At 65.8% G+C, this 12792-nt stretch carries 11 protein-coding genes; 6 read left to right on the top strand and 5 right to left on the bottom strand.

The window, feature by feature from the left end; translation table 11 throughout:
• Positions 1–22 precede the first annotated feature (22 nt).
• A complete protein-coding gene (gene ilvA, locus ABZ942_RS38995) occupies positions 23–1378 on the top strand; it encodes a threonine ammonia-lyase IlvA (protein ID WP_357391276.1) in 1356 nt (451 codons plus the stop codon).
• Position 1379: 1 nt separating this feature from the next.
• Here ilvA and ABZ942_RS38990 read toward each other — a convergent pair whose 3' ends face one another.
• Together ABZ942_RS38990 and treZ are read right to left on the bottom strand one after the other, a co-directional pair.
• The gene (locus tag ABZ942_RS38990; RefSeq protein WP_357391275.1) at positions 1380–2627 is read right to left on the bottom strand and encodes a serine hydrolase domain-containing protein; all 1248 of its coding nucleotides are present in this window, start codon (positions 2625–2627) and stop codon (positions 1380–1382) included.
• 87 nt (positions 2628–2714) lie between these two features.
• Positions 2715–4439, bottom strand: coding sequence for a malto-oligosyltrehalose trehalohydrolase (gene treZ, locus ABZ942_RS38985; protein WP_357391274.1), 1725 nt, complete (start codon positions 4437–4439; stop codon positions 2715–2717).
• Between the two features lie 123 nt (positions 4440–4562).
• Here treZ and ABZ942_RS38980 point away from each other — a divergent pair, with 123 nt between their 5' ends.
• Both ABZ942_RS38980 and ABZ942_RS38975 read left to right on the top strand, forming a co-directional pair.
• Positions 4563–4763 carry a hypothetical protein gene (locus ABZ942_RS38980; RefSeq protein ID WP_357391273.1) on the top strand — a complete coding sequence of 67 codons (201 nt, stop codon included), beginning with the start codon at positions 4563–4565 and terminating at the stop codon, positions 4761–4763.
• 43 nt (positions 4764–4806) lie between these two features.
• Positions 4807–5424, top strand: coding sequence for a class I SAM-dependent methyltransferase (locus ABZ942_RS38975; protein ID WP_357391272.1), 618 nt, complete (start codon positions 4807–4809; stop codon positions 5422–5424).
• Between the two features lie 234 nt (positions 5425–5658).
• Here ABZ942_RS38975 and ABZ942_RS38970 read toward each other — a convergent pair whose 3' ends face one another.
• Together ABZ942_RS38970 and ABZ942_RS38965 are read right to left on the bottom strand one after the other, a co-directional pair.
• A complete protein-coding gene (locus ABZ942_RS38970; protein WP_357391271.1) occupies positions 5659–5982 on the bottom strand; it encodes a type II toxin-antitoxin system PemK/MazF family toxin in 324 nt (107 codons plus the stop codon).
• Positions 5979–6296 carry a hypothetical protein gene (locus ABZ942_RS38965; RefSeq protein ID WP_357391270.1) on the bottom strand — a complete coding sequence of 106 codons (318 nt, stop codon included), beginning with the start codon at positions 6294–6296 and terminating at the stop codon, positions 5979–5981. The genes ABZ942_RS38970 and ABZ942_RS38965 overlap by 4 nt, the downstream gene beginning before the upstream one ends.
• A gap of 113 nt (positions 6297–6409) precedes the next feature.
• Between ABZ942_RS38965 and ABZ942_RS38960 the strand changes: the two genes are divergently transcribed.
• The 3 genes from ABZ942_RS38960 to ABZ942_RS38950 all read left to right on the top strand — a co-directional run bounded on the left by ABZ942_RS38960 (position 6410) and on the right by ABZ942_RS38950 (position 8721).
• Entirely contained in the window at positions 6410–6982 is a 573-nt protein-coding gene (locus ABZ942_RS38960; protein WP_357391269.1) for a TetR/AcrR family transcriptional regulator, read from the top strand.
• 86 nt (positions 6983–7068) lie between these two features.
• The gene (locus ABZ942_RS38955; protein WP_357391267.1) at positions 7069–8256 is read left to right on the top strand and encodes a Cmx/CmrA family chloramphenicol efflux MFS transporter; all 1188 of its coding nucleotides are present in this window, start codon (positions 7069–7071) and stop codon (positions 8254–8256) included.
• A gap of 177 nt (positions 8257–8433) precedes the next feature.
• Positions 8434–8721, top strand: coding sequence for a hypothetical protein (locus ABZ942_RS38950; RefSeq protein WP_357391527.1), 288 nt, complete (start codon positions 8434–8436; stop codon positions 8719–8721).
• A gap of 514 nt (positions 8722–9235) precedes the next feature.
• Here the strand turns inward: ABZ942_RS38950 and dnaE are convergent.
• Positions 9236–12784: a DNA polymerase III subunit alpha gene (dnaE, locus tag ABZ942_RS38945; protein ID WP_357391265.1), complete on the bottom strand. Its 3549-nt coding sequence runs from the start codon at positions 12782–12784 to the stop codon at positions 9236–9238.
• Positions 12785–12792: the final 8 nt, after the last annotated feature.

Genomic DNA, 12792 nt, shown 5'->3' with positions numbered 1-12792 from the left:
GGCGGGTGGCAGCATATTTCGGGTGTCCAATCCGCTTGATGTCATCGACGCACTGTCCGCTTCTCGTCCCGCGCTGAGCGCGGACGAGATCGACGCTGCCGCCAAGCGAATTGCCGACATTATCGAGCCGACTCCGCTGCAGCGCAGCGAGCGGCTCTCGCGGCTCACCGGAGCGGACGTCTACCTCAAGCGCGAGGACCTGTCCGCGGTCCGCTCCTACAAGCTGCGCGGCGCCTACAACCTGGTGATGCAGCTGACCGAGAGCGAACGCGCCGCCGGTGTCGTCGCAGCCAGCGCGGGCAATCACGCGCAGGGCGTGGCGTTCGCCTGTCACGCGATGGGCATCAAGTGCCGCATCTACGTGCCGACCACCACCCCCAAGCAGAAGCGCGACCGGATCCGGGTGCACGGCGGCGAATTCGTGCAGCTGATCGCGGTCGGCGAAACCTACGATGCCGCCGCCTCCGCCGCGGCCGACGATGTCGAGCGCACCGGCGCGACCATGGTGCCACCGTTCGACGACGTCCGCACCGCGGCCGGGCAGGGCACCATCGCGCCGGAAATCCTGGAGCAACTCGGCACCTCGCCCGATCTGGTCGTGGTGCCGGTCGGCGGCGGTGGCTGCCTGGCCGGCGTCGGCACCTACCTGCGGGACCGGTCGCCGCACACCTCGATCCTCGGCGTGGAACCGGCCGGCGCGGCCTCGATGACCGCGGCGCTGGTCGCGGGCGGACCGGTGACGCTGCCGGAGATCGACCCATTCGTCGACGGTGCCGCGGTGCGCCGGATCGGCGTCGTGCCGTTCGCGGCGATCGCCGGATTCGGCGGCCGGGTGGTCTCGCATGCCTCGCTGCCGTTACTGACCACCACCGAGTCGCCCAGCGGCTCGAGCTCTTTCCGGATGATGCAGGTCGACGAGGGCGCGATCTGCACGACCATGCTCGACCTGTACCAGAATGAGGGCATCATCGCCGAACCCGCTGGCGCGCTGGCGGTTACGGCACTGTATGAGCTCGCGGTGCAGCCGGGATCGACGGTCGTGTGCCTGGTCTCCGGCGGCAACAACGACGTGTCGCGCTACGGCGAGATCATCGAGCGTTCGCTGGTGCACCGCGGCCTGAAACACTATTTCCTGGTGGACTTTCCGCAGGAGCCGGGCGCGCTGCGGCGTTTCCTGGACGAGGTGCTCGGGCCGGACGACGACATCACCATGTTCGAGTACGTCAAGCGGAACAACCGCGAAACCGGTTCGGCGCTGGTCGGTATCGAGCTCGGTGCGCCGGAGGGGTTGGGCGCGTTGCTGGACCGGATGGCCGAATCGCCGATCCAGTGCGAGCGGCTGGAACCGGGCTCGCCCGCCTACCGCTATCTGACCTGACCTAAGCCGCCGCCTCGCGTGTCTCCGCCACGGGGATGCGCCGGGTGGCGCGCAGGCAGTTCAGCAGCATCGGCAGCATCCAGAACGCCGCCGACATGTCGTAGGACATTTGGCCCACCGACAGCCGGTTGTGCACGAAGCCGACCGAAAGGCCCAGGCGCGGTTCGGCCCAGCCGAAGGAACCGCCGAGGCCGATATGGCCGAATCCGGCGCGGGCGCCCGGCATCGGCAGCGAGTGGTAACCGAGCCGCCAGAGCATGGGCGTGTAGAACAGGGCGTGGTCGAGCCGGTACGTCTGAATCCGCCTGATCGCCTTGATGGTTCGCGGGCTCAGGTACTGACGACCGCCTGCCACACCGTCGTTGGCGAGCGCGCCGTACATGGTGGCGAGCGCGGGCGCGGTGCACACGCCGTTACCCGCGCCGAGCTCGGTGTTCAGGATCGGCGGCTGCTCGCCGGCCAGGATGGATTCCAGACCGGGCAGGAACAGGCAGCGGGTGGCCGCGCCCAAAGCGCCGGGGATCCGATGGCTGCGGCCCAATATCATTGCGCTGACCGGTTTTCCGATCAGGCTCAGCTGGGATCCGGCCAGCGGCGCGTAGCTGGTCGGCGCGTCCGGCGGCGGTGTGCCGAGGTGGATGCCGTCGATGCCGAGCGGGTCGGCGACCTCGGAGCGGAACAGTTCCGCCATGGGACGGCCGGTGATCGCGCGGGCCAGGCCGGCCATCAGCCAGCCGTAGGTGAGCGCGTGGTAGGCCGGAACACCCAGCAGGTGATCGGGTTTCGCGGCGGCCAGACGCTGTTCCATCAGCTCGTGGTCGAGCACGTCGTCGAGTCCGGTGGCGATCGGGGCGAGGGCGGACAGGCCCGCGCTGTGCGTCATCGCTTGGCGCACGGTGATTTTGTGCTTGCCGTTGGCGCCGAATTCCGGCCAGTATTCGGCCATCGGTGCGGCGTAGTCGAGCAGTCCCCGGTCGGCGAGCCGGTGGATGACGGTGGCGGTGATGCCCTTCGTCGCGGAGAAGATGATCGCCCCGGTGTCCTGGGTCCACGGCCCGGTGCCGCCGGATCCGGTCCAGATGTCGAGCAGTGGCTCGCCGTGCAGGTGCACCGCCAGCGCGCCGCCCGCGCCGCGGCGGTGTCCGAAGGTTCTGGCGAAAGCGCGCACCAGTGGGGCGAATTCGGCGGTGGCGCTGCCACCCATCCCGGTCGGGATCGGCGCTAGATCCCCGGAAGCATCGTTGCTCATCTTTCTACGGTAATGGCGGCGGTCATACCCGGCAATGAATCTGTCTCGGACAGTTTCTATCGTGACGTTCCCGCAACCGGCGTTCGATTACCGGTCCGCGAGGATCGCGAACGAGTGCGCGGGAATCGTTGTCGCCGACGGGCCTTCGGTCGGCGGCTCCCACGACAGCAGCGAGAACCCGGTGACCGGCACCGTGACCTGGTCTTCGGACAGGTTGCACACCAGCTTCAGCGCGCCGCGATGTACGACGATCCAGCGGGCGTTTTCGTCGTAGTCGACCGAGATGTGGGTCAGCCACGGGTCGGTGAGTTCCGGTCGCTCCCGGCGCAGGGCGAGCAGCTTGCGGTAGCAGGAATGTAGCCGGATGTGCCGGGATTCTTCGAGTTCGGCCCAGTTCAGCTTCGAGCGCTGGAACGTCGACGGGTCCTGCGGGTTCGGCACGTCGTCGGTGCTCCAGCCGTGTTCGGCGAATTCGGCCTTGCGGCCGTCGGCGGTGGCGGCCGCGATCACCGGGTCGGTGTGCGAGGTGAAGAACAGGAACGGGGTGTTCGCGCCCCACTCCTCGCCCATGAACAACATTGGTGTGTACGGCGAGCACAGCACCAGCGCGGCCTTGATCGCCAGTTGCCCGTCGGTCAGATAGGCGCTGGGACGGTCGCCGATGGCGCGGTTGCCGATCTGATCGTGGTTGCAGGTGTAGGCGAGCAGCGCGCTGCCCGGGATCACCGAGGTGTCGATCGGGCGGCCGTGGGTGCGGCCGCGGAAGCTGGAAAACGTTGCGGCGTGGAAGAATCCGTGCGTCAGCGTGTGGGCCAGGCAGCGTAGTGAGCCGAAATCGGCGTAGTAGCCCTGTCGTTCACCCGAGACCGCGGTGTGGATCGCGTGGTGCAGGTCGTCGCTCCACTGGCCGGTCAATCCGTAACCGCCCGCGGCCCGCGGCGTGATCAGTTTCGGGTCGTTGAGGTCGCTCTCCGCGATCAGGGTGAGTGGCCGGCGCACATGGGCGGCGAGACGTGTTGTCTCGGTGGCGAGTTCGGCGAGCACATGGTTCGCGGTCCGATCGACCAGCGCGTGTACCGCATCGAGTCGTAGCGCGTCGATGTGGAAGTCACGCAGCCAGCGCAACGCGTTGCCGATGATGTGCCGGCGCACCTCATCGGAGTCGGGACCGTCCAGGTTCAGACTCTGCCCCCACGTGTTGCGCCCCTCGGTGAGGTAGGGCGCGAAGCGCGGCAGATAGTTCCCGGACGGACCGAGATGGTTGTAGACGACGTCCAGCGCGACCGCCAATCCCCGCGCATGGCAAGCATTCACAAACCGCTGCAACCCGTCCGGGCCGCCATACGGTTCATGCACCGCATACCAGAGCACCCCGTCGTAACCCCAGTTGTGCGATCCGTCGAACGCATTCACCGGCATCAACTCGACCACGGTCACCCCGAGATCGACCAGATAGTCGAGCCGCTCGATCGCCGAATCGAACGTCCCTTCCGGCGTAAACGTCCCCACGTGCATCTCATAGAACACCGCACCGGCCAACGACCGCCCGGTCCACCCCGAGTCCGTCCAGACCGACCGATCAAGGCTGTGCACCGCCGACCGCTCGTGCACGCCGTCCGGTTGCCGAGCAGACCGCGGATCCGGCAACACCGTCGGATCAGCATCGAGCACAAACCCATACCGAGCCCCATCGGCAGCAGCCACCTCGGCCTGCCACCACCCGCCCCCGCCCCGGCCCATCGGATGGATGACGCCATCCACGTCCACTCGCACCTGCTCCACCCGCGGCGCCCACACCTCGAACAAGGTCACTCCGCCAGCATTCCACGCACCCTGTTCCGCCGCCGCGCAACCCGACCGCTCAGGTTGCCGGTCGCGCGCATCCATCGACGCGGTCTGCTGGTCATTACCGTCGACTGCTACCGGCTTCGACCGATGATCGATGATCCGACCGGCGTGCGGATCTACATCGATACCGGCCGCTACGTATACGGCTACCCGTGTGTGAAGGTGCCGTGGTCTCGGTTGCGACCGGCGACCGGCCCGACCTTGCGGGCCGTCGCCGAGAAAGCACCCGACGCGCCTGCGACAGCCTGCACTGGGCAGGAGACCGCCCATCGTCACACGCCCCGTTGATCTAGTTGTGGCGGGGTTGGGCGGTTGCTGGGAGAGTGGGTTGGTGGGCTTTTACGGAGATCGGGTTGTGCCGCGGATCGTTGATGCCGCCTGCGGGATGCGGTTCAATGAGCCGCTGCGGGAGCGGGTGTGTTCCGGGTTGCGGGGGCGGGTTGTGGAGATCGGGTTCGGGTCGGGGTTGAATGTGCCGTTCTATCCGGGGACGGTGGACTCGGTCAGTGCGGTGGAGCCTGCTGATCTCGGGTGGAAGATGGCGAGTGAGCGGGTTGCCGCGTCGAAGGTACCGATCGAGCGGGCCGGGTTGGATGGGCAGTCGCTTCCCTTCGCGGACAACACTTTTGATTCCGCGGTGACCACCTGGACGCTGTGCACCATTCCGGACGTTGCGGCCGCGCTCGCCGAAGTCCGCCGAGTGCTCAGTCCCGGCGCAACCCTGCATTTCGTCGAGCACGGCCTCGCCCCGGATCGCAAGGTCCAGGCGTGGCAGAACCGCCTGAACCCGCTGCAAAAAACATTCGCCGGCGGCTGCAACCTGAACCGAGACATCCGCGGCCTACTGACCACCGCCGGCTTCGAAATCCAAGACATCGATATCTTCTACGGCGAAGACGCCCCCCGATTCCTCGCCGCCCAATCCCTCGGCGTGGCCGTCTCTCCATAGCTGCAGCACACCGGTCCCGCGTACCGCGCAAACCCCCTCGATCACAACACGTCGAAGGCGGGGACGCCGCGCGGATCATCATCGCCAATCCATCGACATCCCGGTCATCGCCTGCAGACGACTGGCCACCGTGCAGATACCCCTTGCGGCGGTTGTCGTCTGAAGCGCTGCCAGCCCGACGGCCGCCGAATTCAACCCTGACCCGCCACCTGTAGTTGAGGCGCGTCCGGCGGGTCACGGAATGGCGAGCACCAGCTTCAGCGCCGAGTTGACCGCCATGATGGTGGTCGGACTTACCGCGCCGAGGTGTGCTTTGAGCTCGTCGCGATGCAATTGCTGCAGATCGTCGGCGACGATGTAACCGACGAGCGGATCGTCGCTCGTCAACGGGACCATGGTCGGCAAGCTCGCGTACTTGTCCGTCGTCGTAATACGCACTGCCAGAAGATAGGGCAGTTGTCGGTTTCGACGGTTGTTCGAAACGATCAACCACGGTTTGACGCCCTGGCCGATGTCGGCGCGGTAGATCTGGCCACGAGTCGGAGCGACGAGTGTCATCCGGGCATCACCCGATCGACGTCGTCGGCGTATCTGCGCCTCCGCTCGAGAGCCTCCTCTTCATCGTGGATCTCCGGCCAAATCTCGGCGAGCTTCTCGTAACCGTCATCCAACGCTTGGTCGATCAGCACCTGGGCACCGATCGACATCAATACCCGGATGACGGTCGCTTCGGAGGCGTCGGGGGTGAGGGAGTAACCGAGGTGGGCGGCGATGGATTCGAACAGCACCCACTCGGCTCCCTTTCGGTCACCGAGCGTCGCCAGGGTGCGTTCCTCCCGCTCGGTCAGTGTCAGGGTGGTTCGTCTGGTCATGCATCAGATCCTACATCGATATCGATGCGCCATCCAGCATCACTTTGCGATGCATCAGCTCGCATCATCACGTTTTGAAACGAGCAGTTCAAAACTGTGTTAGTCTCATTCGCATGGCACGACCGAGGCAGTTCGACGAGGAGCGGGCAGTGGATGCCGCGATGCAGGCGTTCTGGACCGCAGGCTACGAGGCGACCTCCACCCAGGATCTGTGCGACGCGACCGGGTTGGGGCGCAGCAGTATCTACAACACCTTCACGAGCAAGCACGACCTCTTCGAGCGGGCGTTGCGGCGGTACATGGCGACGAAGAACGCCGCCACCTTCACGATGCTCGACGGCGACGAGTCGCCGAAGACGAAGATGCGGGTCCTGCTGCAGCAGGTCGTGGACGCCCCAGCGGATGACCCGCTCGGCTGCCTGGTCGTCAATTCGATGATCGAGCTCGCACCGCGCGATCCCGAGGTGGCGGCGGCGCTGCGGGCCGATCAGGAACTGCGACTCGCCGCGCTGACGGAAGTACTCGAAAGCGGCAGGCGCGCAGGGGAAATCGATAAGGCCAAGGATGCCCGCGAGCTGGCACACTTCATCAACGCCACCATCGCTGGGATGCGGGTGGCCGCGCGCGGCGGTGTCGGACGCGACGCGCTGCAAGCCATCGCCGCGACCGCGCTGAACGCCCTCTGACCCAGTCCCCCAACACATCCCGAGACAACAGTCTCTTGCTCTGTGCCAGTTTTGAACTGAACGATCCAAAATCAGAGAGGTACCCGATGCCGTTCGCCGTCTACATCCTGGGCTTGTCCATTTTCGCCCAGGGCACCTCGGAGATGATGCTCTCCGGACTGCTCACCGAGCTGTCCACCGACCTCGGTGTCACCATTCCGCAAGCGGGCCTGCTGATTTCGGCCTTCGCCCTCGGCATGCTGGTCGGCGCGCCGATTCTCGCCGTCACGACGCTACGGCTCCCCCGGCGCAGTGCGCTGCTCGCGTTCCTCGCGGTGTTCGTCGGCGCCCACGTGGTCGGCGCGCTGACCTCGGACTACTGGGTGCTGTTCGCGACGAGGGCGGTCGGCGCGTTCGTGTACGCCGGATTCTGGTCGGTCGCGGCAACCACCGCCATCGGCCTGGTGCCCGCGCACGCACGGGGCAAGGCGATGAGCATCGTCGCAGGCGGTCTCACCATCGCCACGGTGATCGGGCTGCCCGCAGGCACCGTGATCGGCCAGCACCTCGGCTGGCGCGCGGCGTTCTGGGCGGTCGCGATCATGTCCGCGCTGGCCATGATCGGCGTGCTCGCCAAGATCCCCGCCGGTCGTTCGGAAATACAGCCAGACCTTCGAAAAGAACTGCGCAGCATCGCGAATCCCCGACTGTGGCTGTCCTACGGCACCACCGCGCTCTCCATCGCCGCGCTGATGGTCACCTTCGCCTACCTCGGCGCGCTGCTGTCGAAGACGACCGGCCTCACCGACAGCTGGATCCCGATCGTGCTGGTGGTGTACGGCGTCGGCAGCTTCGTCGGCATCGTCATCGGCGGCCGCACCGCCGACGCCCACCCGATCCGCACCCTGTACATCGGCATCACCGGCCTGATCATCACCTCGATCCTGCTCGCCCTCACCGCAGCACACCCCGCCCCCGTAGTCGCCCTCACCTTCCTCCTCGGCGCCTTCGGCTTCGGCACCAACCCCACCCTCAACAGCCGAGTCTTCAACCTCGCCCCCAACGGCCCAACCCTCGCCCCCGCCTTCAACGTCGCATCCTTCAACGTCGGCATCACCGTCGGCCCTTGGCTAGGCGGCCTGGCCATCGGCGGCGGCCTCGGCTACGCCTCGATCGCCTGGATCGGCGCCGCACTCGGCCTAGCCGCCCTCGGCGTAATCACCTGGGAACAACTCCTGACCCGCCACCCCGCCACCACCCGGTCGCACCCCAAACAGCCCGAACTAATCCACTGACCCCCAACAGCCGGACCCGTCGCCGGGATCCGCACCTCTCTGAGCACCTCCACTGGGTGCAATCCCGAGAGCGGATGCGGATCCCGCCGATCACCAAACACAATTCAAGATCATGGGGAACTGATGCAGGCATCGCCCGAGAGACCCCCAGCACCAATTCCCCATGATCTTGAAACGATGCCCCGTCACCCACAGCCGCACCCCTTCTCGAAATCCGCATCCTCTCTGGACACTTCCAATGGTGGCGCTGGCTACGACAAGGGCGGTTCCGTTGCGCGGCAACGGAACACCCTCCGTAACATCGAAACCACCGTCGCCGAAACGGGTTTCTCCCGCTATCCCGTGCAGGCCAGCGACGGCTCGCTGGTCGGCTACCTGCACGCCAAGGACGTGCTGGACATGGGTGCCGATCCCGAGAAAGGTGCCGAATCCTGGCGCCACAACATCCGAAACCCGATCCGGTAGCCCTGATCACAGCCCGATCGCCCCGCCAGAACCCGTCCGGACACCCACTGTGTCAGCCTCACACCCCCTGTACACCGGGTGTGCAGCCCACACAGCGGGTGTACGGCTCTATCTTCACCACCCCGGGAGCCGAGACCCGCTGATTATTGAGCTCATGGGGCGCAACCACGGCCAGGCCACCACGCCAGAACCCATGCGGACACCCGCTGCGTCAGCCTCACACCCCGTGTACCGGGTGTGCAGCCCACACAGCGGGTGTACGCAGGTAGCTCGACCACCCCGAAACCCGAGATCCGCTGTTTATCGAGCCCTCCCAACGCCACCACAGCCAGATGACCACCTCGGGAACGCGACACCGCGCACCTGACGCACACCTAAAGCCGGGTACCCCACCTGACGCGCCCAGCACCACTCGATCATTCCCTGGGATAGGCACACCTACCGGGTGAGTAGACCTAAGGACTACCCACCGCAGCATGCTCCACAAAGCCGTCCGCCACCGCGAATCGAAAACTCAGACCGCCAGACACCCCGGCCCGAGCAGCGCCTTCAGATCACCCATCAACGCCGACGACGGCGTAACCCGCAGACTGTCATCGAGTTTCAGCAACGTCGTCTTCTCCCGAGCCCCCACATGCCGCACATGCACATCGGCGGTACCGGGATGCCGGGACAGAATGCGCTTGAACTCGCCGATCTTGTCGGGCGTGCACATCCGGGTGGACATGACCACCGCCAACGGCTTCGCGACACCGATCGACGACAGGTCGGGCACGGCAAGATCGTTGGCGATCAACGAGATCCGGTCGTCACGCACCGAAACCCGCGCCTTGACCAGCACCACCGCGTCCTCGACCACGTCCATCCCGTACACCGAGTACGCCTGCGGGAAGAACAGCACCTCGATGCCACCGGCCAGGTCTTCCAGCTGCGCCGAAGCCCACGCCAGGCCGTTCTTGTTGATCCGCCGGTTCACCGAGGCGAGAATGCCGCCGACGGTCACCTGGGTGCCGTCCTTGATGTCGCCTTCGAGGATCGCCGGAATCTGCGTATCCGATTGCGCCGCAAGGACATGCTCGACGCCGTTGAGCGGATGCCCGGACACGTACAGGCCGAGCATCTCGCGCTCGAGCGCCAGCTTGTGCTTGGACTCCCACTCGTCGTCGGGCACCTTCACGTTGAACACCGACGCCACCGATTCGTCCGCGTCCACCCCGCCGAACAGGTCGAACTGCCCGATCGCCTCGGCCTTCTTGGTCGACATCACCGCGTCGATGGCGTCGGAGTGGATCAGCAGCAGACCCTTGCGCGGATGCTCCAGCGAGTCGAATCCGCCCGCCTTGATGAGGGATTCGGTGACCTTCTTGGTGCAGGCGACCGCGTCGATCTTGTGCAGATAATCGGAGAAGTCGGTGAACTTCGACTTCTCCTTGCGGGCCGCGATGATCGAGGACACCACGTTCGCGCCGACATTGCGCACCGCACCCAACCCGAACCGGATGTCCTTGCCGACCGAGGCGAAGTTCAGCTCGGATTCGTTGACGTCCGGCGGCAATACGGTGATGCCGAGGCGGCGGCAGTCCGACAGGTAGACCGCGGCCTTGTCCTTGTCGTCACCGACGGAGGTGAGCAGGGCGGCCATGTACTCGGACGGGTAGTTCGCCTTGAAATATGCGGTCCAGTAGGAGATCAGACCGTAGGCGGCGGCGTGCGACTTGTTGAACGCGTAACCGGCGAACGGGAGGATGGTGTCCCACAGCGCCTTGATGGCCGGCTTGGTGAAGCCGTTCGCCTGCATACCCGCTTCGAAGCCCTCGAACTCCGCCTCCAGCACCGACTGCTTCTTCTTACCCATCGCGCGGCGCAGAATGTCTGCTCGACCGAGCGAGTACCCGGCCACCTTCTGCGCGACGTGCATGATCTGCTCTTGGTAGACGATCAGACCGTAGGTCTCGCCGAGGATTTCTTTCAGCGGTTCAGCCAGCTCCTCGTGGATCGGCTTGACCTCTTGCCTGCCGTTCTTACGGTCGGCGTAGTCGTTGTGCGCGTTCATGCCCATCGGGCCCGGTCGGTACAGCGCGCCGACGGCGACGATGTCCTCGAAGGCGGTGGGCTGCATGCGACGCAGCAGGTCCCGCATGGGGCCACCATCGAGCTGGAATACGCCGAGGGTGTCGCCGCGGGCGAGTAGTTCATAGGTGGCCTTGTCGTCCAAGGGCAAGGTATCGAGGTCGATATCGACGCCGCGGTTCATTTTCGCGTTATCGATGGCGTCACCGAGCACGGTCAGGTTGCGCAGACCGAGGAAGTCCATCTTCAGCAGGCCGATGGCCTCACAGGACGGGTAGTCCCAGCCGGTGATCAGCGCACCGTCCTGGGGGCGCTTCCACACCGGGATCGCATCGGTCAGCGGATCACAGGACATGATGACCGCGCACGCGTGCACACCCGCGTTGCGGATCAGGCCCTCGAGGCCGCGGGCGGTCTCGTAGATCTTCGCGACATCCGGATTGCTGCCGATGAGTTCGCGGACCTCGGCGGCTTCCTTGTACCGCTCGTGCTCCGGATCGGTAATGCCGGCGACCGAGATGTCCTTGGCCATGATCGGCGGCGGCAGCGCCTTGGTGATCTGGTCGGCGATGGCGAAACCGGGCTGGCCGAACAGGACTCGCGCGGAGTCCTTGATCGCGGCCTTGGTCTTGATGGTGCCGAAGGTGATGACCTGGGCGACCCGGTCGGTGCCCCACTTCTCACTCGCGTAGCGGACCATTTCACCGCGGCGGCGATCATCGAAGTCGATATCGATATCGGGCATCGACACGCGCTCGGGATTGAGGAATCGCTCGAAGAGCAGACCGTGCGGGAGCGGGTCGATATTGGTGATGCCGAGCGCGTAGGCGACCAGCGAACCGGCGGCGGAACCACGGCCGGGACCGACGCGGATACCGACCTCGTGCGCATGCTTGATCAAGTCACCGACGACGAGGAAGTAGGCGGGGAAACCCATCTCCAGGATGACGCCGATTTCGAACTGGGCCCGGTCGAGGTATTCCTGCGGCGCGCCGTCGGGGAAGCGACGCTGCAAGCCGAGATCGACCTCGCGGCGCAGCCAGGTGGCCTGGTTATATCCCTCCGGCACCGGGAAGATCGGCATCCGGTCGCGGTGTTCCCACACCTCGTCGTAGGGCTGCACGCGCTCGCCGATGAGCACGGTGTTGTCGCAGGCGCCGGGCACTTCGGCGTCCCACAGCGCGCGCATCTCCTCGGCGGATTTCAGGTAGTAGCCGTCACCGTCGAACTTGAACCGCGTCGGGTCACTGAGCGTCTTGCCGGTCTGAATGCACAGCAGCGCTTCGTGATTGGTCGACTGGTCCTTGGTGACGTAGTGGCAGTCGTTGGTCGCGATCGGCGGAATGCCGAGCTTCTGGCCGATCTCGAGCAGGCCCTCGCGGACCCGGCGTTCGATGGACAGCCCGTGGTCCATGATCTCCAGGAAGAAGTTGTCCTTCCCGAAGATCTCCTGCCACTTGGCCGCGGCCTCCAGCGCCTCGCGATCGTGGCCGAGGCGCAACCGCGTCTGCACCTCACCCGACGGGCAGCCGGTGGTCGCGATGATGCCCTCGGCATACTGGGCGATGATCTCTTCGTCCATGCGCGCCCACTTGCCGAGCTGACCCTCCAGCGACGCCAGCGAGGACAGCTTGAACAGGTTGCGCAGCCCGGTCGCGTTCTCCGCGACCATGGTCATGTGGGTGTAGGCGCCGGAGCCGGAGACGTCGTCGCCCTTCTGGCTCGGATCGCCCCACTGGACGCGCTTGGTGTCGAACCGGGAGGCGGGCGCGATGTAGGCCTCGATGCCGATGATCGGCTTGATGCCCGCCTTCTTCGCCGAGTTGTAGAACTCGGAGGCGCCGTACATGTTGCCGTGGTCGGTCATCCCCACCGCGTTCATCCCCAGCCGATTCGCCTCCGCGAACAGTGGCGATATTTTGGCCGCACCGTCGAGCATGGAGTACTCGGTGTGGTTGTGCAGGTGAACGAACGATCCGGACGAGGCGGCCAAGATGGTCC

This window comes from Nocardia sp. NPDC046473 (assembly GCF_040645995.1).
GTDB lineage: Bacteria > Actinomycetota > Actinomycetes > Mycobacteriales > Mycobacteriaceae > Nocardia.
This window is presented reverse-complemented; position numbering and strand designations above follow the sequence as displayed.

Coding starts and splice junctions, on each gene's coding strand:
- ABZ942_RS38955 (WP_357391267.1), top strand. CDS start 7,069: ATGCCGTTCGCCGTCTACATCCTGGGCTTGTCCATTTTCGCCCAGGGC.
- ABZ942_RS38980 (WP_357391273.1), top strand. CDS start 4,563: ATGATCGATGATCCGACCGGCGTGCGGATCTACATCGATACCGGCCGC.
- ABZ942_RS38990 (WP_357391275.1), bottom strand. CDS start 2,627: ATGAGCAACGATGCTTCCGGGGATCTAGCGCCGATCCCGACCGGGATG.
- ABZ942_RS38970 (WP_357391271.1), bottom strand. CDS start 5,982: ATGACACTCGTCGCTCCGACTCGTGGCCAGATCTACCGCGCCGACATC.
- ABZ942_RS38965 (WP_357391270.1), bottom strand. CDS start 6,296: ATGACCAGACGAACCACCCTGACACTGACCGAGCGGGAGGAACGCACC.
- ABZ942_RS38960 (WP_357391269.1), top strand. CDS start 6,410: ATGGCACGACCGAGGCAGTTCGACGAGGAGCGGGCAGTGGATGCCGCG.
- ABZ942_RS38950 (WP_357391527.1), top strand. CDS start 8,434: ATGCCCCGTCACCCACAGCCGCACCCCTTCTCGAAATCCGCATCCTCT.